Source organism: Paenibacillus sp. J31R98 (assembly GCF_056269245.1).
The window spans coordinates 1-20,354 of record NZ_JBWDNO010000012.1 but is presented as its reverse complement, the minus strand read 5'-3'; the positions used below and the strand labels follow the sequence as shown (position 1 = coordinate 20,354).

Here is a 20,354-nt window from a genome sequence, read left to right as displayed (position 1 = left end):
GAAGTTCTCTTCTGCTCTTTTTTGTATGATCTCTTGCGGCAATTATTTGACCGCTCCCGTCATGCCTGCGACGAAATACTTCTGCATGAGGAAGAATACGAGCGCGGTCGGGAGCGTACCGATGACGATCGCGGTCATAATGATGCCGTAATCCGGCGTATAACCCGCTCCGAGATTGGAGATAAGCAGCGGAATCGTGCGGGTATCCTCCGATTGGAGCACAATGAGCGGCCAGAGATAGTTGTTCCAACTGGACATGAACGTGATGATCGCCGCAGCCGCGTAAGTCGTCTTCATCGTAGGGACGTAGATACGAATAAAGAGTCCCCACTCGCTGACACCATCGATGCGCCCCGCTTCTAGCAGATCCTTAGGGAACATTTTCGTGCTTTGCCGGAAGAAGAAAATCAGGAACGCGGTCGTCATCGTCGGCAACACGACAGCGCTTGCCGTATTGATGCCTATGAACGGGAATGTCTTGGAGATATCCGCGAACATCCGGTACAGCGGGACCATCAGCGATGCGAACGGAATCATCATCGATAGCAGCAGGATGTTGAATACGACGTCTTTTGCCTTGCTGCGGTACACTTCGAAGCCGTACCCGGCCAAGGAGCCGATGAGAAGTGCCAGGACTGTGGTTGACACCGAGATCTTTGCGGAATTGCCAAGCGCGGTCATGACATCGTACTGGTTGAACAAATTGCGTAAGTTGACCAGCAGATGGCTGCCAGGGAACAAGCGGCCTTGCGTGACGTCGACCGATTTGTTGGTTGCGCTAACGATCATCCACAAGAACGGAAAGACTGATACGATGGTGGCGACCATCAAAAATAGGTAAGAGAACATTTTTTTCGTTTTAACCATTGCGATCACCTGCCAATTTGAACTGGATAAAGGAGAACAGGACGATCAGTAACACGACGGAGTAGGATACGGTGGCCGCATAGCCGAAGTTCGGCGTGTATTTGAATGACAAATTGTAAATGTACTGCGAGATGGATGTGGTCGCGTTGCCGGGACCGCCTTTGGTAATATTGATAACCTCATCGAACAATTGAAGCGTGCCGATGGTGGACGTGATCGAGGTGAATAGAATAATGGGCTTCAACAGCGGTACGGTGATGCCGAAGAACTGGCGGAACGGGCTTGCACCGTCAATACGTGCTGCTTCGTAGATCGAATTGTCGATATTTTGAAGCGCGGAGAGATAGAAAATCATGTTGTAACCAGTCCAGCGCCACGTAATGGCAACGATGATCGTCACTTTCGCCCAGAACGGGTCGGTCAGCCAGCCAATCGGCTGGGAAATCAAGTGCAAGTTGACCAGCGCGGTGTTGATGAGGCCGTCCTGGCCGAACATGTACTTAAAAATAACGGAATAAGCAACCAGGGAAGTCACGCAAGGCAGGAAAATAGCCGTACGGAAAAAGCCCTTGAACTTCAACCCTCTGTCGTTGAGCAGCACGGATATGAACAAGGCCAGCACGATCATGATCGGCACCTGAACGATCAGGAAGGTGAACGTGTTTTTCACGGCCGCTATGAACGTGACGTCGCCGAACAGGCGTCTATAGTTGGCGAAACCCGCATAATGCAGATTAGTCCCTTTGCCCGTCTTTAAGGACAGCAAGAAGGCTTGGATCATCGGATAAAAATAAAAGACGCAGATTAGCACGACGGCGATGGAAATGAATGTCCAGCCGATGGCCTGTGATTTGCGCTGCATGCTAGCCGTGGACTTCGCATTCATGACGAAGCAGCTCCTTTCGGATGAGCTTGATAATAAAGGGAAGGGCGTCCAGCAGCCGGCCGGAATGACTCCGCCTGCCGCCGAACGCCCGGGTAGGTTCAATCATTATTGAATTTGAGCGTCAGCTTGCTGTTGAGCATCCTTCAGCACATCGTCAACCGACTTGCCGTTCAGGAAGTTTTGCATCTCCACAACCAGAATGTCTTCGATTGCGTAAGTGCTTGCGCCGTAGTTTACACGTGGAATTTGGTTCGTCCAGTTCGCGAAGTCAGTGAGCACTTTTTGGTTGTTATAGAACGGATCCTCTTTGGTGTACGCCTCTCCGGAAGTAGCCGGAGCGTATGTGCCGATAGCGCCGATATCCGTAATCAACTTCTGATAGAGGTCAGAATTGGAACCGAAAGTCTTAGCCATAAAGTCAACTGCCGCCTCTTTGCCCGGCACGTTCAGGACATACCAGGAGCTGCCTCCCAGGTTGGAAGCATTGACGGAACCTTGCTGACCAGCGAGTCTTGGAATCGGTACGACTGCCCATTTGCCCGATTGATCGGCTTGCGACTTGATGGATGCGCTGATCCAGTTGCCTGTAGGAACGGAAGCAACATCGCCGCTGTTAAAGGCTGCTAGGTATTGGCTCCAGTCGGAAACCGGCTTGACAATGTTGCCTTTTACCATGCTCTTGTAGACGTTGAACGCTTCCTTAAGCGCGGCATTGTCTGCCAGGTAAGGCTTCTTGCCGTCTTTATCCATGTACCAGGAACTAGCTGTCTGAATCATGGTACGAATGATACCGAGATCGTTCGGATCAAGGCCGAGCATGTCTTTGCCCGTAGCCGCTTTCACCTTCTTGCCGATCTCTATGTACTGGTCCCACGTGATGTTTTGCAAATCGGCTACTTTATAGCCGGCTTTCTCCAGGTAGTCCGTACGAACGAACAGGCCGGTTACGCCAGAGTCGAACGGAAGGCCGTAGTTCTTTCCATCAAGGCTCGTAGGTCCGATTTTGTATTGTGCGAATTCAGAGCCATTAATAGAGCCCGTCAGGTCGGTGAACATATCCGGGAAAGCCTGCAAGAAGCTCTGAGCGCGATAATCTTCAATTAGGACGATATTCGGAAGGCCTTTCGTGGAGCCAGAGCCGAAGCCAGTGTTCAGCTTCTGCACGATGTCGGCTTGTGCATTCTCCACGATGTTGAATTTCGCGTTAGGATGGTCCTTCATGTACAAGTCCTTGGCGAAGTTCAGCGCTTTGATGTTAAAATTCTTGTCCCACGCCCAAATTGTGATTTCCTGCGAATCGTCCGTCCCGCCTTGAGCCGGCTCACTCGTATTGGCGTTCGATGTGTTTGATGAATTGGATTCGTTTGATGAAGTGGATCCGTTTGAAGAATTTCCATTGGAAGCGCATGCGCTTAATACCAGAAGCATAGCGACAGCCAATAGCATGATCATCTTTTTCATCGTGTATTACCCCCCATTCGATGCATTTTGTAAGCGTTTTCCGCTTTGACATCATCGTAGCACTTTCGTTTTTGAGAGAGGTAGCACATTATTTGCTTCAACTGGTACAATCGTTGCCTCCTTGCAAATGACAGCCCTTTCATTTGGACTTTTTTTTGAATTTAGGACTGAAGTTATACTTTCTGAAAAGGAATCCGAATCGTGATTCGAGTGCCTTCCCCTATCCTGCTGTCAATCGTAATTCCATAAGGCTCCCCATAGAGCAGAATCAACCGGTCATGGACATTCTTTACGCCGATTCCCGTGAACAACTGCCGCTTGTTTGTGGTCTGCTTGCCGCCGGATCCAGAGGCATCCATGCCTTCACCGTTGTCTACGACCTCGCAGACCAGCGACTGGCCTTCCCGGATAATCGAGACGTAAATGTAGCCTTCCGGCTTGGAGTTGAAGGCGTGGAAGAAGGCATTTTCGATGAATGGCTGGATAACAAGTTTCGGTAGCAGGGCATCCCTGCATTCGGGCGAGATGAAGTACTGGACTCGGATGCGTTCGCCGTACCGAACCTGATTAATGAAGACGTAATGTCCCAAATTCTCCAACTCTTGCTCGACCGTTACCGTTTCGCTGACGTTTCCAATGGCGTTCTGCAGCAGTGAAATCAGCGCGTTGATCGTTTCGGCTGCCTTCTCGCGGCTGCCCTGCTTGACCATGAACTTCACCGAAGCGAGCGTGTTGTACAGGAAGTGGGGATTGATTTGGCGCTGCAAGGCGTCTAGCTCTGCCCTCCGCTGCTTTTGCTGAGTCTGCACAAGTTCTTCCACGTATTCATGAAGCTCGTCCAGCATAAAGTTAAATGCCGTTGCGAGCTGCCGGGTCTCGTAGCTCCCGGATACGCTCACATAATGATGGAACTCGTATTTGGAAATGGTTGAGATCTGTTTGACCAAGCGGGTCAGCGACTTTGTCATCCTTCGAGTGATGAAGAAAACCACGATCAAGGCTCCGGCAACGATCGCAACACAGATAAGGATGATCGACCGCGTGTCGATGAGCTGTCCGAGTGCCCATTGCTTGTCGATTAAGTTAACGATGTACATGTCATCGGAGGAGAGATTCTCCGCGAGAATCAAGTCTTTCTTGCCCATGAATTTGACGTCCTTGTAAGCAAGCCCCCTCTCCTCAATGTCCCGCACTTGCTGGAGTAACTCGGGCGAATTGCGACCGACGAGAGCGGGGATGTCGCTGGAGACGATGAAGCCAGTCTTGCTTAGGATAACCACTGAGTTGCCTCGGCTCGTAAAGCTGCTGTAGAAGCTGCGCAACTGGCTCTCGGGAAAGGCGGCGTAAAAAGCCCCGTAGATCTTTCGGCTCGTCCTGTCCATCAGTGCTTTGGCCACGACGATAATCGGCTCTTGATCCGCCCGATCGTAGCTGAAATGATACAGAAGCTTGTTCGGATTCGAGTAGACCTGCTCGGTCAGCGGACTCGCCTTTAGCTCCGCATCCGTTACAGCCCAGACACTGCGGCTGGTGGAGAATGTGCGACCGTTGCGCCCAAGCAGCAGGAGATCGACGTTGTAAGCTTCAAGGTTGGATCTACTCGGTTTGATCTGCTTGCTCATGTTGTAATAAGTCTTCATTAAACTTGCCGAATCAGCCTCTCCCTCCGTAAGAAACTGCCGCACAGTCCCGCTTTGCTGAATATTGACAATGGACGTGGATAGTGAGTCGTTAAATGATTCGAATCCAGACCTGATCTGAGTGATGACCTTGGCGTTCGTGATGCCGAACGTATCCATGAACAGGCGCTCCGAGATCCGGATCGTACTCCATGAGATGAGGATAGATACGGAGACGATGCTGACCACGATAACGATGAACATCTTGATGAACAAGCCATGGAATTTCATCCCTTTTATACTCGGCTTCATTGCTTTCACATTCTCCACCCTCTACAATTTCCAGTGATAACGGCGGTACTCGCTCGGGGAGTAGCCCGTCGCCTTCTTGAATACTCGCGAGAAATAGCTGTGGTCCGAGTAGCCGACTCGCTCGCTAATCTCGGCAATAGTCGCCTCCCGTTCCCTGAGCAGATCGGCGGCTTTTCCCGTGCGGATTTTATTGAGATATTCTGTAAAACCTTCCTTATTGTGAGCTGCGAAATAACTGGAGAGATACGAAGGATTGAAATGGAAATGCCGGGCCATATCCTTCAGCGTGAGGGGTTCTGCATAATTGTTCTCGACATATTCCAGCAACATCTTCATATTGCTGCCTCCCTGAGGCTCCGACTCCCTGATGCACCGTTTCGCTTCCTCCATGAAAGCATAGAGACAGTTAACTGCCTCGACAGCGGAGACTGCCACGTTAATTTCATTGAAGTACGCGTATTTCGCCCGCTCCAGCTCTCGAAACTTATGTTGACCCTCTACCAGCAGCACCGTGATATTGAATATGATCGCAGTGAGGAACGATTTAAATGCAAACACATCCATCCCGTGGCAGGTCGCCGATTGTGCTACGTAGGCCTTTAAGTCCTCGAAAGCTTCCTCGTGACGCCCGCGGAGCTTATCGGCAAACCGATTGAGCGGAAACGGGCCGGGCGGTTGACCCGGAGGAGGCAAATCCTCCTCTAGGATGACACGCAGGCTCGGGAAGTAGAAGCGGCGCTGGAACAAATTGATTAGCTCGTTCCTATACACGTCCGCGGTCCGGGCGGCATCCTCATAAACGCCGCTCAAGGCAAAAACGGCCAGCGGGAAACGCTCCTCCGTCAGTTGTGATACCGTCTTCAAGACATGAAATGCGTCTTCAACCGTGCGACTCTCCGTATTCAGCAGCGCCAGGATGGTGCCATCTTTCGGCTCCAGCATGCAGAAGGCCGCCGAAGGCGCTATGAGAGCCAGTGTTTCCTCAAAGCTTGTCGCCATGACCCCAGTCGTCTCGGGCTTCATGGCACTCTGCCCCTGAATCTGGACGCCAATTAGGTAGAAATAAGCGTGAGGGAGAAACGTCTTTATCAGCGTCTCGTCCAGCACTTCACTGAATCCATCCATGAGCTTTTCAACCGCTTGCCGGAGCGCCTTCTTCCCCGGAGATACCGACGCCTTACCGGAGAGCGCCGGAATTCGGGCCGCGGTTTTCTTCAAAGTTCGCAGCAACTCGCTCTCCTCGAGCTTCGGCTTCAGAATATAATCGGCGACGCCGCTCTGGAAGGTGGACCGGACATAATCGAATTCTCCGAAGCTGCTCAAGACGATAACCTCGATTTCGGGATAGAGGGACTTGATCCGGCGGGTCAGCTCTTCGCCGTCCATCACGGGCATCACGATGTCCGTCAGCACGATGTGGGGGCGGGTTTTCTCGATGATGGTCAGTGCTTCCTTACCGTTCGCAGCTTCGCCAACGATGCGAAAGCCCTCACTTTCCCAAGCGAGAAAGTGCTTGATTCCTTGTCTAATTAGTGCTTCGTCGTCCACCAGCACAATGTCGCATATCGTATCAACCGACATGAATGAACCTCCTATGTTAGCGCTATCATTTTAATGAAGAAATAAAAAAGCCACTCTATCCCTCTGTGCCTCTCACAAAGGGGGACAAGTGGCTTCTATGGCCTCTGCCGAATATCAATAAATCTGGCTTCATTGTAGCATCCCAGGGGTCAAAAGAAAACGGGATTTAGGAGCGACGCTTCGGGTACCGATTGTTTCCGACCTTTATTGAATCCTTCATAGAAAAGTCCCGATGACATATAGAACATCATCGGAACTTTTCTAATAAGTGATATATATAATTCACTTTTTCACATTAACTACTCCACCGTAACGCTCTTCGCCAAGTTACGTGGCTTATCAACATCATTACCGCGAGCAAGCGACGCATAGTACGCGATCAGCTGTAATGGCACGACCGACAATGCTGGAGAAAGCAACGGCAGCGTCTTCGGAATCGCGAACAGCTCGTCGACGGATTTGCCGACTTCTACTTCCAAGCCTTCGTTCACAACACCAAGTACATGCGCACCGCGAGCTTTCACTTCTTTAATGTTGCTAAGTGTCTTCTCATACAGATCCTCTTGCGTAATGAGCGAGATGACCGGAATGCCATCCTCGATCAGCGCCAGCGTACCATGCTTCAGTTCGCCTGCTGCATACGCTTCGGAATGAATATACGAAATTTCTTTCAGCTTCAGCGAGCCCTCTTGCACAACTGCAAAGTCTACGCCGCGGCCGATAAAGAACAGGTTGTTATGCTTCGCGAGCGATTCCGCGATTGTCTTCAGCACTGGTGCTTCCGTCAGAATCCGCTCCACTTTCTCGGGCAGCTCATGCATCGCTGCAACCACTTCTGCGATTGCATCCGCGTCGCGAGTGCCAAGCGTGTCGGCTAGGAACAAGCCGAACAGGAAGAACGCGATCAGCTGCGACGTGTAAGCTTTCGTCGAAGCTACGGCAATCTCAGGACCAGCTTGCGTGATGATAACATCATCCGCTTCACGCGCTACCGAGCTGCCAACCACGTTCGTGATAGCCATGACACGTGCGCCGCAGCGCTTCGCTTCACGCAGTGCCGCAAGCGTATCTGCTGTCTCACCGGATTGGCTAACAACGATAACAAGCGTATCCGGCGTGATGATTGGCGAGCGGTAACGATACTCGGAAGCAACGTCCGTCTCAACCGGAATGCGAGCCAGGTTTTCAATGACGGTTTTGCCTACCAAACCAGCATGCATAGCTGTACCGCATGCAACGATATGGATTTTGCGGATGCTGCGGATTTGATTTGCAGTCATGCCGATTTCTTTCAGGACAACACTGCGGCCATCATCCGAGATACGGCCCATCATCGTGTCGCGATATGCTTTAGGCTGCTCATAGATTTCTTTCAGCATGAAATGATCGAAGCCCGCTTTTTCAGCTGTTACCAGATCCCAATCGACACGGAATATTTCCTTGGAAATAAAATTCCCTTCGATTGTCATCAGTTCGACAGCGTTCTTCGTCAGAAGCGCCATCTCGCCGTCATTCAGGATGTACACATCGCGCGTGTGCTCCAGAATTGCTGGAATATCCGAGCCGATAAAGTTCTCGCCTTCACCTACGCCGATAACGAGCGGGCTTGCAAAACGAACGGCTACGAGGCGGTCCGGTTCGAACTCCGTCAATACGCCAAGGGCATATGCACCGCGCATGCGCTTCACCGCACGCTGAACCGCTTTGACGATATCGCCATTGTATTCCGATGCGATCAGGTGGGATATTACTTCTGTATCTGTCTCCGATACGAACTGCGCACCTTTTGCGATCAGTTCATCCTTCAAGTCGAGGTAGTTCTCGATAATGCCGTTATGCACAACGGAGAACTTATTCGTGTTATCCGTATGCGGGTGAGAGTTTACGTCAGATGGCTTGCCGTGCGTCGCCCAGCGCGTATGACCGATACCAACAGAACCTTCAAGCGGCTGACCACCCAGCTTCTCTTCCAGGTTCTTAAGACGGCCGATCGACTTTTGTACTTCCAATCCATTCTTCGTGAAAACAGCGATACCAGCGGAGTCATAACCGCGGTACTCCAGCTTCTTCAAGCCCTCAATCAAAATATCCTGCGAATCCCGTTTACCGATATATCCTACAATTCCACACATATATATAGACCTCCGAATTTGGGTATAGTACCCCCGCTTCAGTCGGATGCCTCGATTGCTATGCATGGCGGCGCAAGGCCGCCTCATCGCCGGCTCCGTCCTGCCAAGGGTTAAATATGAATCATGAATGAAATCATCCAGGGAAAAAGACAATAAGAAATAAAGAGCACGCCCTGCATGCAAATGGCAAAATAATGCTTACATTCGAGAATAACACAATAAAAGCAGTCCATTATGTCTGCTTCGAATCATAACCGCACACCACGGCCTCCGTTGCCGCGTGCGCATCCATTCTAGCTATAGAGCATTCTACCGAACTTTTGTCAGACCAGTTGCCCAGTCTATTTGAGTATCGGCTTACGGTCAAATGCAATACCGGGAGGTCCCCGCCGAACATTCCGAACACCTCCACCTCGTCAGCTTGCCGATTGGTACAGCCGGTGAAACGCCGTGCGTCCATTTCCAATATGAACGATACACAGCAGCTATACAAACCCGCGCAAGCTCTGGCGCTTGAGTAAATCTTAACCACGACCCTCGCTTTCCATTCCTAAATGTACTTTCTTACTATATTCATTTTTATGCGAAGGTGCAACAAATAATTTCCGTAATCGCTTTCAAAAACAGTCGAGGTTTGTCATCATTTTGTACTTTTTTCTGAGCGCAAAAAAACAATCCTGGACGCCGCGGTTGCCGCACGTCCAGGATTGCTTGCAGACATGTTAACTATGTTAACCTTACCAACAACTAGCAGTTACTCTGCGCCAAGCTCAGCGCGTACCGTATCGACGATCCGGCTCACATAGGCTTCGACTTGCTCTTTATCCGGTCCTTCAGCCATAACGCGAATCAGCGATTCCGTACCGGACGGACGAACGAGCACACGGCCGTTGTCGCCAAGCTCCGATTCCACTTCAGCAATAACAGCTGCAATCGCTGCATTGTCCTTATATGTGCTCTTGTCGGCTACACGCACGTTAATGAGCACCTGCGGGAATTTGCGCATAAGCGATTTCTGTTCGCTAAGCTTCTTGCCGGATGCCACGAGCGTATCTGTCAGCTGCAGAGCTGTCAGAATGCCGTCGCCAGTTGTATTATAGTCGAGGAAGATCACATGACCAGACTGCTCGCCACCAAGGTTAAAGCCGCCACGGCGCATTTCTTCCATTACGTAACGATCGCCAACAGCTGTTTGAGCCGTGCTTAGTCCGATTTTCTGAGCCGCTTTGAAGAAGCCGATGTTGCTCATCACCGTCGTTACGACGGTGTCGTTCTTAAGCGTTCCAGCCCGCTTCATCGCGTCGCCGCAGATGCATAGAATGAAGTCGCCATCTACCTCGTCGCCGTTCTCATCAATTGCGATGAGACGGTCAGCGTCGCCGTCGAAGGACAAGCCGAAATCAGCGCCGTGCTTCAGCACTTCCTCGCGAAGATATTCCGGATGCGTGGAACCAACGCCATCATTGATGTTCAGGCCGTTCGGCTCAGCGCCTACTGTGATAATTTCCGCGCCCAGCTCACGGAATACCGTTGGCGCAATTTCATGGGCTGAACCATTCGCACAGTCAAGGACGATCTTCAGTCCTGCGAAGTTCTGCTTAACTGTCGTCTTCAAGAAGTCGATGAACTTGCGCGTCGCCGATTCATCCACCGTTACCGTACCGATATCGCCGCCTTCTGGACGAGGTAGCTCATCTACCTCAGCATCCATCAGACGCTCGATTTCAAGCTCTGTATCGTCAGACAGCTTAAAACCGTCACCGCCAAAGAACTTAATGCCGTTATCCTCGACCGGATTATGCGAAGCTGATATCATAACGCCAGCATCAGCGCCAAGCTCACGTGTCAAATAAGCGACTGCCGGCGTAGATACGACGCCAAGACGCACAACGCTAGCTCCGATCGACAGCAACCCCGCAATCAGCGAAGCTTCCAGCATCGGACCGGAAATACGCGTATCCAGGCCAATAACAACCTTCGGACGCTCCGCCTGTCCGGCAAGTACATATCCGCCGCAGCGGCCAATCTTATATGCAAGCTCCGGAGTCAGCTCGCGATTCGCGACGCCCCGAACACCATCCGTACCGAAATATTTACCCATTTCTCTTATTCCCCTTTTGTCTATTCGTAGTAAGTACAAGCTCCCCTGCCCAGCTATTCTTGCGCTCCATCGTTCTTATTCGAGCTGCTGTTGCCAGCGGTATTCTGGCTATTCTGCCCGCTTCCGCCGCTTGCTGTTGCGTCATTTCCGCCAGCGGGAGACTCCGTTGCCGTCCCATTGCCCGTACCGCCGTCACTTTCACCACCAGCCGCATTGCCTGTGCTATCGGGCGCAGTCGCGTTACCGCTACTGTTACCGCCGCTGCCAGCACTCGGCTGTCCATCAGTCCGGACTGCATCCGTTGGCGTCACCGAAGACGTCGTACCATCCGTAATATCTACTGTAATGCTGAGCGGCGCATTCGGTGCCTGCTCCACGAACCGCGGCAGATGCATCTCCAGCGGCACAACATGGCTGCCAGGTCCAAGCCCACTCAAGTCGGCAATAAGCTGGACATCCTTGACGCCAAGCGCGGCCAGCGTATCTGGCGCACCGCGTATAATCGCATCCACCGTGCCGGTCGTAGGCAGCGAAATATTCGCTTTCAAGCCATCCGAGAGCCCAATGAGCGTTACAGGCAAACTTGAGATCACTCGTGACTCCGCTGGCACAATCGTATAGTCGAATGTTACCTTAACCGGGTCCACCGAAGCGATCTCGCCGGTGGGCACCACATTGAGGTCCATCGTACCCGATTGTTTCAATTTCGACAAGTCAATCATGAGGCCGTCATAGTACTCGTAGGTATCGAGTACATCCTGCGGTCCATACACCGTGATCTGATCCACACTCTGCTTGAAGGAAGCAATCGCAAGCCCTTCGGGCAGCTGTCCGGTGAATCCGATCTGAAGCGGAAGCTTCTTGAACGGCTTCGTGATCGGTACCTCGACCTCCACCACGCTCGGGCTAATGACCGCATCCGTCAGCTCATTGCCGTCCTTATCGTAAGCGGCTAGCTTCATTTTCTTATCTGCGACGGTTTCCTCTTCATCCTCTACCGAGATTGTGCCCCCGACAGAGGCGACAAGGTCCATCTGATCCTGCGGCAGCGTGACATGCACGCGGTTAGGCTTCACGACCGGCTGCCCGGTCTTGTACCCTTTGCCCGGCTTGCCCTCGGTATGTATCGTCACATCATATTCTTTCGTAAGCAGCCGTTCCAGAACGACCGTGACATTGCTTGGCCTTACTTCAATGAGCTCAAGTCCTCGAGGCAGATTCACTTTAAGCGGCAGTACCTTCCGGCCTTCTGTCGCTTGGCTGAGATCCACCGTGACCTGATAATCATTGTTGCGCTCCGCGATAAGGAAATCTGACCGCGAGCCGCTTACCGTCAAATGCACCTCGACTGGGTCCAGCAGACGCAGTGCGAAGTTTTTATCATCCATGCCAATCGGCTTCACCTGAACCGCATCAATCTCACGCGTTTCCGTTAAGGTCGCAACCGTATTCGGCGATTTCTCCGAGTCAAAATGTACAACAGCCCACATAAGGATCCCGATCATCAGCGAAATAATCTTGATCGCCGTCGGATGGCTCAGCCATTTATCCATGCTGACTGCCTCCTTTCCGTTTCCAGAAAGGCGTCTTTTTGCGCACACGCTCGCGCGCCTTCGAATTCGGATTCAGCTCCTCGAACAGCTTCGAGATGAGCGACTCCTCTTTAATGTCGCGAACGATCATGCCGCCGACCGCAAGGGAGACTTGTCCCGTCTCTTCAGACACAATAACCGAGATGGCATCGCACACCTCTGTGACGCCAATTGCGGCGCGGTGCCTTGTCCCGAGCTCCTTGCTGATGAACGGGTTCTCCGAGAGCGGCAAATAACAGCCTGCAGCCATAATCTGATTGCCTCGAATAATGACGGCACCATCGTGAAGCGGCGTATTCGGGATGAAAATATTAATGAGCAGCTCCGAGCTGACAATCGACTCCATCTGAATGCCGGACTCAATATAGTCGGAGAGCCCCGTACTCCGTTCAAACACGATTAACGCGCCGATTTTGCGCTTGGCCATATAATTAATCGACTTAATCATTTCGTTAATGCGGTCGCTTATATCCCGCTCCACCACAGACGATCGGCTGAACAAGCTGCCTCGTCCAAGCTGCTCGAGCGCCCTGCGAAGCTCAGGCTGAAAAATAATCAGAATCGTCACGACACCGAAAGTGAACATCTGATTCATGAGCCATTTTAGCGTATACAGGTCAAACCACGTACTGAGCGCCCAAGTCGCGACGAGCACGATAATCCCTTTGAGCAGCTGCACCGCCCGGGTTCCGCGAACGAGCAAGATGAGTTTATAGATAATATAACTCACGATCGAGATATCAATGAGATCTTTGATCCAGCCTTTCCAGGTCAGATCAGCAAAATAGTTCATCCATCGTCCACCCCCAAACACATCTGCCTAGGTATCATTAATCTGTTTACCTTATTTCTAACCTTATTATCTTCTAGAAATAGGGCTACAAATCCTTTTTTCTCACAAAAAAACCTCCCATAGTAGGAGGTTAGCAATGCAAATCAGTACGCCAAACTGCTGATGGAATGTGACACTTTGTACCAAAACCAGTCCAGCGCCTGGTCAATCTGCTTCACTTCTCCGGAAATATGGGCAGTAGACGCTTGATACAGCTTACCTGAGATGACCGTTACATCCCCATCCACTTCACCGTAAACATTCGCTTTGCCGTTCTCAACGACCAGATCGCCTTTCAAGTGAGCGCCTTCAGGGACAGTCACCGTATCGCCTTGAATGACGACTTGCGCCAGATCCGCGCCGCTTACCGTTAGCTCGCTATCCTGCTGCCACATGGCGAGGAAGCTTGAGAACATGACGATGAAGAATACCGCTGCGACTGAGATCGCCGGATGACTGCGCACCCAGCTTGCGAATCCAGCTCTGCGGCGCCGCTTGAATGGAACCGCGTCCATTATACGCGCTGTAAGGGCTGAGGACTGCTCGTTCGTCAACACTATACGCCGCTTATCCATCATCGATTCGGTGAGCGCCTCGGTCCGTTCGAGCTGCTCTAGCCTAGTACGGCATGACGCGCAGGAATCTATATGAAGCTTTAGTTCAGCTTGCTCGCCGTAAGACAGCTCATCATCTAAATAATCATGCATTTGCATGATGGCGACGTTGCAATTCATAGCAGCCAATCCTTTCTTCATTATAATCTACAGTAGTATAGGTTACGTGTCACCGACAGAGATGTTTCACTTTTTTAAGAAGCTCCGCTTGCCAAAATGTAACTTTCCACTCTCGCCCATCTGCTACAGCTTATGCTCAAGCTTCTTGCGAAGGAACTCCCGGCCTCGATGCACACGCGTCTTCACCGTCGTTACCGGCATCCCCAGCACGTCTCCGATTTCTTGCAACGACAGCTCCTCTAAGTACCGCAGAACCATAACGGACTTATACTTCACTGGCAATGTCTCGATCGCTTGATGAATGATCCGCTGCGTATCCGACAGCAGCAACTCGCTCTCCGGCGTCCGGTTATCACTTGGAATCATTGCATAGCCATCGAGCCCTTCATGCTCGTTCGATTCCGCATCCAGCGAATAAACAGCCTTGCGCTTGCGCAGCCGATCGATGCACAGATTCGTTGCGATCCGGTAGATCCAAGTGGAGAACTTCATCGTATCGTCGTAGCGCTCCAAGTTCTTGTATACCCGCAGGAACACTTCCTGTACAACGTCCTCTGCTTCCTGCCGGTTATATAGCATTCGGTAAGCCATATGATAAAGCTTGTCCTGATACATCTCAACAAGCTCGGCAAAAGCCCGCTGATCGCCTTTCAGAGCTAATCTTGCTAACCTCGCCTCAACTGATTTCAACACTACTCCTCCAAACGGCCAATCGTTATATATAGAAAGGAACGAATCGTACCTCCATGATTATACATGGAAACTTAAGCATATGGCAAAAAACTACTTTTCTGCAGCAATAATATATTTAAACAAAAAAACCGGATCTGAAGCAGCTAAGCTGCCTCGATCCGGTATTTGAATCCGGGTATCAACCCGTATTTCTGAGACCTGCTGCAATACCGTTAATCGTAAGCAGTACTTCACGCAGCAGATCCGGCTCGTCAGCTTCACCGTTAGCGCGCTTCTCGCGCAGCTCCTTGAGCAGCTGAACTTGCATGTAGCTGAGCGGATCCACGTACGGGTTACGCAGACGGATCGACTCTTGGATAACCGGCAAGTTGTCCAGAATCTCCGCTTGTCCTGTAATTTGCAAGATAAGCGAGGACGTCATCTTGTACTCGTTCTCGATTTGCGTAAAGATCCGATCGCGAATTTCTTTATCCGCAATCATGCCCGCATATTCTTTGGCGATCTGCAGATCCGCTTTAGCCAGCGCATTTTGCAGCGTATCGATGAGTGTCGTGAAGAATGGGAACTTTGCATACATGACGCGCAGTGTTTCCATACGATTCACATCGTTGCCTACATATTCTTGCAGCGCCGTACCTGCCGCATACCATGCTGGCAACAAGTAACGGCTCTGCGTCCAAGCGAATACCCACGGAATCGCACGCAGATCCTCGAAGCGGTCGCTTCCTTTCCGTTTAGCAGGGCGGGAACCGATGTTAAGCTCGCCTACTTCCGACAACGGCGTCGACTCTTTGAAGAACGTCATGAAGTCCGGATCGCGGAAGATCAAGTCTTGATACTTGTTCAGCGCTGTCTCCGAAATGCCCTTCGCAATTTCATCCCACTCTGCAGTAGCATCCGCTTCCTGCTCAGGGTACTTCGCAAGGCGTGATGCTGTCACAAGCGCCCAAGTCGCCTGCTCCAAGCTGCGGTATGCAATACCCTTCATGGAATAACGGGAGGACAATACTTCCCCTTGCTCCGTAATCTTGATACCGCCGCCTACTGTGTGAGGAGGCTGTGCAAGAATACTCCGGTTCAACGGCATGCCGCCACGTCCAAGCGCACCGCCACGACCGTGGAAGAACTTCAGCTTCACGTCGTATTTCTTCGCAGCACTTGTAATTGCATTAAGCGCTACGCGCAATTCCCAGTTTGCCGTTACAACGCCGCCATCTTTGTTGCTGTCCGAGTAACCAAGCATAATTTCATGCAGGTTGCCGCGCGCTTCAACGGATTGACGGTAGATCGGCAGTGCGAACAGCTGCTCCATAATGCCAGGCGCTGCATGCAGATCATCAATGGTTTCAAACAAAGGTACCGCCTGCAGCGTGCAGCGAACCGTACCGTTAGCTTCTTTGCGGAACAGGCCGACTTCCTTCGCGAACACCATAACTTCAAGCATGTCGCTCGCGCCCTGTGTCATACTGATCAGGTAGCTGGAGATGCAGTTTAGGCCGAACTCCGCTTGAGCGCGGTAGATCGTGCGATAAACATCCAGACATTCCTGTGTGCTATCCGAATATGCAAAATGCGGCGAAGTCAGAGGACGCGGATCCTTAAGCAGCGAATGAAGCAGCTCAATCTTCTCTTCCTCGTTCAATGCAGCATAATTCTCTACAATGTTCATGTTCGCAAGCACTTCAGTCATCGCATTCTCATGCTCTTTACTGTGCTGACGAACGTCCAGCGCTGCCAGATGGAAGCCGAACAGCTCCACTTGACGAATCAGCTTACGGATATGTGTATCCGCAACATAATCGGCAAAGTGGTTACGCAAGCTGTGGTCGATAATACACAGATCGTTCTTCAGCTCATCCGCGCTGTTATAGCGCTTCGAAGAGCCTTTCAGAGAATCATCTGACGTATTCGCCAGCTTCTCGAGCATATAGCCGAGCTTAATCTTGTACGGCTCTTTCTCATTGCGCCACAATTCTACGCTGCGCAGCTCGATCGTCTCACGATCCTTCTTGATGGACTCAAGCAGCTCATCAGAGACCGTAATAATATTCGTGCTGAAGCTAAGCTGTTCCATGACTTCTTTGAGCAGCTGCTCATACTTCTTTAACACAAGCCCGCGCTGAAGCGTCAGTGTCTCCCAAGTAATCTTGGCTGTAACGGACGGGTTACCGTCGCGGTCGCCGCCAATCCACGAGCCAAAACGAAGGTAAGTCGGAACATGCCAGCGATCAGCTGGATAGTATTTGTCCAAGCAACGCTCCAGTTCTTCATATACGCTTGGAAGCACTTCGAACAACGTCTCGTCAAAATAGTACATACCGTTACGCACTTCATCGATAACAGTTGGCTTACGATCACGCAGCTCGTCTGTTTGCCACAGCGTCAGCACTTCGTTCAGCAACTTCTCACGCAGCTTCTCGCGCTCACGATAAGTCAGATTCGGATTATCGAGCTCCATCATCTCAGCAGCAATACGCTGATGAATGTCCAGAACCGCACGGCGTGTTGCTTCCGTTGGATGCGCAGTCATGACAAGCTCGAGCGAGATGTCACCAATAATGTCTTTTACATTCTCAACAGAGATGCCTTTTTCTTTCAGAACTTGAATCGCGCTCTCGATCGAGCCAGGCTGTACATCCTCGCCTGCAGAACGTTCATAATCGCGTTTCCGGCGAATCCGGTGATTCTGCTCAGCAATATTAACAAGTTGAAAATAAATCGCGAATGCGCGAATGACCTGATGGCGCGTCTCCGGGTTCAAAGCATCAATCACCTGCTTGAACTCTTCATACAGCTCCGGCAGAAATTCAGCGCGCAGCGCCTTGCTCATTTCGCGGATTTTCTCAACATTCTCCAGCAGTTCGTGTCCGCCCTGATGCACAAGTACATCTCCAAGAATGTTACCCAGGAAACGCACATCGCGGCGCAGCAAGTTATTGGATTGCGGCCGGTTGGTTGTTGCAACAGTTCCAGCTTGTTCCGACATTCTAATCCTCCTCAAGGTTTTGCGAAGAAAGCCACTTCGTAAAGCATGTACTTAGTTTTTACGAATTTCATGCATGAATTCTTCTTCAAACGTTTATTTATACAACCTGATTTGAATATAACTCACCATATCATACTACAAAACGACATACGGTTGAAGCTTTTTCACTATATCTAAAAAAAGGAAACATAAATGAATAAAAAGAAAAAGCCCTGGTTACCCAAGGCTTTGGTTGTTGTTTTATGGAGCGGGTGATGGGAATCGAACCCACGCTATTAGCTTGGAAGGCTAAAGTTCTACCATTGAACTACACCCGCAGAAGAAATGGTCGGGATGACACGATTTGAACATGCGACCCCCTGGTCCCAAACCAGGTGCTCTACCAAGCTGAGCTACATCCCGTTATGTATCTTACTGCTTTAAAGAAATGGCGTGCCCTGAGAGATTCGAACTCCCGACCTTTTGATTCGTAGTCAAATGCTCTATCCAGCTGAGCTAAGGGCACTAATGGAGCGGAAGACGGGAATCGAACCCGCGACCCTCGCCTTGGCAAGGCGATGCTCTACCGCTGAGCCACTTCCGCATTTGTGTCGTCGTATTTCCTGAGCGACAAGTAATAATATATCATGCTCGATATAAGATTGCAAGTCTTTTTTTGAAAATATTTTGACACATGCCATCTAGACAGAGATACTCATCATTGCCGCCTCTTCCACCAATTCATTGGCTTCAACTTCCACAGGTGATACTTTGCGCGCGAGCGCATAAGGCAGACAAAGCGGTACTCCAGTACGCGGATCAGGGATAATGTCGGCTTCGATGCTGAATACCTCACGCAAGACATCCTTCGTCATAACCGCTTGAGGAGCTCCCTCACCAACAACCTTACCACTCTTAATCGCAATCATGTGCTGTGCGTATCGTGAAGCGTGATTCAGATCGTGAACTACCATGACAATGGTTCTACCAGCCGTTGCATTCAACTGTATGAGCAGCTCCAACACTTCAAGCTGATGCGTCATATCGAGGAAAGTAGTCGGCTCATCCAAGAATAGCATTTCAGTCTGCTGCGCAAGTGCCATCGCAATCCATGCACGCTGCCTCTGGCCGCCTGAGAGACGATCTATTGGCCGATCAGCGAATTCCATCATCCCGGTCTTCTCGATAGCCCAGGAGATCACAGAGCGGTCCTCTTTGGTTAAAGAACCAAACCCTTTCTGATAAGGGAAACGCCCGTATGAGACGAGCTCAGACACCGTTAGGCCGTCTGGGGCTGTCGGGTTCTGAGGCAGAATGGCAAGCTGTTTCGCCACTTCCTTCGTAGACTGCTTGTGGATCGACTTACCGTCAAGCATAACGGTGCCTGCGGAAGGCGACATCAACCGAGCCATCGTCTTCAAGATCGTTGATTTACCCGATCCATTCGCACCGACGAGTGCAGTGATCTTGCCCTTTGGAATAGCGATATTTAGATCCTCGACGATGAGACGTTCCTCATAGCCAATGTTTAGTTTCGATGTTTCGAATGATTGCATCTTGCGACAGCCCCTTAATTTCGATTACCGATCCTTTGATAATATTTCTCAATACTTTATATGATAATCATTCTCAGTAAATGCGTCAAGTTACAAATGTTGTTCTTCCTAATCCTGTTTACTATTAAGTAAGTTAAACAACTTTGTGGATGAAATCAGCATGAAGTATGGATAGAGAAAACCCGACACTACCGAGTTTCTAGCCGTTTGAAATTGTTATTCACAAATCTATACACAAAAAAGACCCTTATACAGGGTCTTCTTGTCTGATGCGCGTAGAGGGACTTGAACCCCCACGGTCGCCCGCCAGATCCTAAGTCTGGTGCGTCTGCCAATTCCGCCATACGCGCTTACTATAAATTTTCATCTACATTGAGATGAAAATGGTGAGCCATGTAGGACTCGAACCTACGACACCCTGATTAAAAGTCAGGTGCTCTACCAACTGAGCTAATGGCTCGTACATAAAATGGCTGGGGATCTAGGATTCGAACCTAGGGAATGACGGAGTCAAAGTCCGTTGCCTTACCGCTTGGCTAATCCCCATCAGTTAGATGGTGGAGGCTGACGGGATCGAACCGCCGACCCTCTGCTTGTAAGGCAGATGCTCTCCCAGCTGAGCTAAGCCTCCGTAAAGATAAGAAATGGTGACCCGTAGGGGACTCGAACCCCTGTTACCTCCGTGAAAGGGAGGTGTCTTAACCACTTGACCAACGGGCCGTACTAAAAAGTCACTGGAGCTCTCAACCGGAATCGAACCGGTGACCTCATCCTTACCATGGATGCACTCTGCCGACTGAGCTATGAGAGCAAATGGCTCCCCGAACAGGACTCGAACCTGTGACAACTCGATTAACAGTCGAGTGCTCTACCAACTGAGCTATCAGGGAACAATATAATGTTCAGGTAATGCTTAACACCCTGAAAACTGGATACGAACCTTTGCGAAGGTTTCTTGCTTAGCTGGATTTCACTTATTTAGGATAAGCCCTCGACCGATTAGTATTCGTCAGCTGCACACGT

Annotated in this window: 14 protein-coding genes and 11 tRNA genes; all 25 read right to left on the bottom strand. The window is 50.7% G+C overall.

Features of this window, described 5'->3' with window-relative positions; all coding sequences use genetic code 11:
* Positions 1-42: 42 nt before the first annotated feature.
* The 25 genes from AC0YNX_RS29215 to AC0YNX_RS29095 all read right to left on the bottom strand — a co-directional run bounded on the left by AC0YNX_RS29215 (position 43) and on the right by AC0YNX_RS29095 (position 20,221).
* Positions 43-867 carry a carbohydrate ABC transporter permease gene (locus AC0YNX_RS29215; RefSeq protein ID WP_475819225.1) on the bottom strand — a complete coding sequence of 275 codons (825 nt, stop codon included), beginning with the start codon at positions 865-867 and terminating at the stop codon, positions 43-45.
* Positions 860-1,753 (bottom strand): carbohydrate ABC transporter permease, encoded by an 894-nt coding sequence (locus AC0YNX_RS29210; RefSeq protein WP_475819224.1) that lies wholly within the window; start codon positions 1,751-1,753, stop codon positions 860-862. The genes AC0YNX_RS29215 and AC0YNX_RS29210 overlap by 8 nt, the downstream gene beginning before the upstream one ends.
* Positions 1,731-1,859, bottom strand: a complete 129-nt coding sequence (locus AC0YNX_RS29205; protein ID WP_475819223.1) for a hypothetical protein — start codon at positions 1,857-1,859, stop codon at positions 1,731-1,733. Before AC0YNX_RS29205 ends, AC0YNX_RS29210 begins: the two co-directional genes overlap by 23 nt.
* Positions 1,859-3,214 (bottom strand): ABC transporter substrate-binding protein, encoded by a 1,356-nt coding sequence (locus AC0YNX_RS29200; RefSeq protein ID WP_475819222.1) that lies wholly within the window; start codon positions 3,212-3,214, stop codon positions 1,859-1,861. Before AC0YNX_RS29200 ends, AC0YNX_RS29205 begins: the two co-directional genes overlap by 1 nt.
* A gap of 173 nt (positions 3,215-3,387) precedes the next feature.
* Positions 3,388-5,145 (bottom strand): sensor histidine kinase, encoded by a 1,758-nt coding sequence (locus tag AC0YNX_RS29195; protein WP_475819221.1) that lies wholly within the window; start codon positions 5,143-5,145, stop codon positions 3,388-3,390.
* Positions 5,146-5,166: 21 nt separating this feature from the next.
* A complete protein-coding gene (locus AC0YNX_RS29190) occupies positions 5,167-6,726 on the bottom strand; it encodes a response regulator transcription factor (protein WP_475819220.1) in 1,560 nt (519 codons plus the stop codon).
* A gap of 299 nt (positions 6,727-7,025) precedes the next feature.
* Positions 7,026-8,858, bottom strand: coding sequence for a glutamine--fructose-6-phosphate transaminase (isomerizing) (glmS, locus tag AC0YNX_RS29185; protein ID WP_475819219.1), 1,833 nt, complete (start codon positions 8,856-8,858; stop codon positions 7,026-7,028).
* 754 nt (positions 8,859-9,612) lie between these two features.
* On the bottom strand, positions 9,613-10,959 hold the full coding sequence (glmM, locus tag AC0YNX_RS29180) for a phosphoglucosamine mutase (protein WP_475819218.1): 1,347 nt from the start codon (positions 10,957-10,959) through the stop codon (positions 9,613-9,615).
* 53 nt (positions 10,960-11,012) lie between these two features.
* Positions 11,013-12,512: a CdaR family protein gene (locus tag AC0YNX_RS29175; protein WP_475819217.1), complete on the bottom strand. Its 1,500-nt coding sequence runs from the start codon at positions 12,510-12,512 to the stop codon at positions 11,013-11,015.
* Positions 12,505-13,344, bottom strand: coding sequence for a diadenylate cyclase CdaA (cdaA, locus tag AC0YNX_RS29170; protein ID WP_475819216.1), 840 nt, complete (start codon positions 13,342-13,344; stop codon positions 12,505-12,507). The genes AC0YNX_RS29175 and cdaA overlap by 8 nt, the downstream gene beginning before the upstream one ends.
* Before the next feature lie 143 nt (positions 13,345-13,487).
* Positions 13,488-14,117, bottom strand: coding sequence for a zf-HC2 domain-containing protein (locus tag AC0YNX_RS29165; protein ID WP_475819288.1), 630 nt, complete (start codon positions 14,115-14,117; stop codon positions 13,488-13,490).
* A gap of 123 nt (positions 14,118-14,240) precedes the next feature.
* Entirely contained in the window at positions 14,241-14,807 is a 567-nt protein-coding gene (gene sigW, locus AC0YNX_RS29160) for an RNA polymerase sigma factor SigW (protein ID WP_475819215.1), read from the bottom strand.
* A 181-nt stretch (positions 14,808-14,988) separates the two neighbouring features.
* Positions 14,989-17,796 (bottom strand): phosphoenolpyruvate carboxylase, encoded by a 2,808-nt coding sequence (ppc, locus tag AC0YNX_RS29155; protein WP_475819214.1) that lies wholly within the window; start codon positions 17,794-17,796, stop codon positions 14,989-14,991.
* A 243-nt stretch (positions 17,797-18,039) separates the two neighbouring features.
* A tRNA-Gly gene (locus AC0YNX_RS29150) sits at positions 18,040-18,113 on the bottom strand.
* Between the two features lie 8 nt (positions 18,114-18,121).
* Positions 18,122-18,198 (bottom strand) — tRNA-Pro (locus tag AC0YNX_RS29145).
* A 26-nt stretch (positions 18,199-18,224) separates the two neighbouring features.
* Positions 18,225-18,301, bottom strand: a tRNA-Arg gene (locus tag AC0YNX_RS29140).
* 3 nt (positions 18,302-18,304) lie between these two features.
* A tRNA-Gly gene (locus AC0YNX_RS29135) sits at positions 18,305-18,379 on the bottom strand.
* 97 nt (positions 18,380-18,476) lie between these two features.
* A complete protein-coding gene (locus AC0YNX_RS29130) occupies positions 18,477-19,331 on the bottom strand; it encodes an ABC transporter ATP-binding protein (RefSeq protein WP_475819213.1) in 855 nt (284 codons plus the stop codon).
* 270 nt (positions 19,332-19,601) lie between these two features.
* Positions 19,602-19,681: transfer RNA gene (locus AC0YNX_RS29125), tRNA-Leu, on the bottom strand.
* 34 nt (positions 19,682-19,715) lie between these two features.
* Positions 19,716-19,791: transfer RNA gene (locus AC0YNX_RS29120), tRNA-Lys, on the bottom strand.
* Positions 19,792-19,801: 10 nt separating this feature from the next.
* Positions 19,802-19,877: transfer RNA gene (locus tag AC0YNX_RS29115), tRNA-Gln, on the bottom strand.
* A 9-nt stretch (positions 19,878-19,886) separates the two neighbouring features.
* Positions 19,887-19,962, bottom strand: a tRNA-Val gene (locus AC0YNX_RS29110).
* A gap of 14 nt (positions 19,963-19,976) precedes the next feature.
* Positions 19,977-20,051, bottom strand: a tRNA-Glu gene (locus AC0YNX_RS29105).
* Positions 20,052-20,066: 15 nt separating this feature from the next.
* Positions 20,067-20,142 (bottom strand) — tRNA-Thr (locus AC0YNX_RS29100).
* 3 nt (positions 20,143-20,145) lie between these two features.
* A tRNA-Asn gene (locus AC0YNX_RS29095) sits at positions 20,146-20,221 on the bottom strand.
* Between the last annotated feature and the right edge of the window lie 133 nt (positions 20,222-20,354).

Excerpts from the sequence above, each read along its gene's own strand:
- AC0YNX_RS29215 (WP_475819225.1), bottom strand. The coding sequence starts at position 867 with ATGGTTAAAACGAAAAAAATGTTCTCTTACCTATTTTTGATGGTCGCC.
- AC0YNX_RS29210 (WP_475819224.1), bottom strand. The coding sequence starts at position 1,753 with ATGAATGCGAAGTCCACGGCTAGCATGCAGCGCAAATCACAGGCCATC.
- AC0YNX_RS29205 (WP_475819223.1), bottom strand. The coding sequence starts at position 1,859 with ATGATTGAACCTACCCGGGCGTTCGGCGGCAGGCGGAGTCATTCCGGC.
- AC0YNX_RS29200 (WP_475819222.1), bottom strand. The coding sequence starts at position 3,214 with ATGAAAAAGATGATCATGCTATTGGCTGTCGCTATGCTTCTGGTATTA.
- AC0YNX_RS29195 (WP_475819221.1), bottom strand. The coding sequence starts at position 5,145 with ATGAAGCCGAGTATAAAAGGGATGAAATTCCATGGCTTGTTCATCAAG.
- AC0YNX_RS29190 (WP_475819220.1), bottom strand. The coding sequence starts at position 6,726 with ATGTCGGTTGATACGATATGCGACATTGTGCTGGTGGACGACGAAGCA.
- glmS (WP_475819219.1), bottom strand. The coding sequence starts at position 8,858 with ATGTGTGGAATTGTAGGATATATCGGTAAACGGGATTCGCAGGATATT.
- glmM (WP_475819218.1), bottom strand. The coding sequence starts at position 10,959 with ATGGGTAAATATTTCGGTACGGATGGTGTTCGGGGCGTCGCGAATCGC.
- AC0YNX_RS29175 (WP_475819217.1), bottom strand. The coding sequence starts at position 12,512 with ATGGATAAATGGCTGAGCCATCCGACGGCGATCAAGATTATTTCGCTG.
- cdaA (WP_475819216.1), bottom strand. The coding sequence starts at position 13,344 with ATGAACTATTTTGCTGATCTGACCTGGAAAGGCTGGATCAAAGATCTC.
- AC0YNX_RS29165 (WP_475819288.1), bottom strand. The coding sequence starts at position 14,117 with ATGAATTGCAACGTCGCCATCATGCAAATGCATGATTATTTAGATGAT.
- ppc (WP_475819214.1), bottom strand. The coding sequence starts at position 17,796 with ATGTCGGAACAAGCTGGAACTGTTGCAACAACCAACCGGCCGCAATCC.
- AC0YNX_RS29130 (WP_475819213.1), bottom strand. The coding sequence starts at position 19,331 with ATGCAATCATTCGAAACATCGAAACTAAACATTGGCTATGAGGAACGT.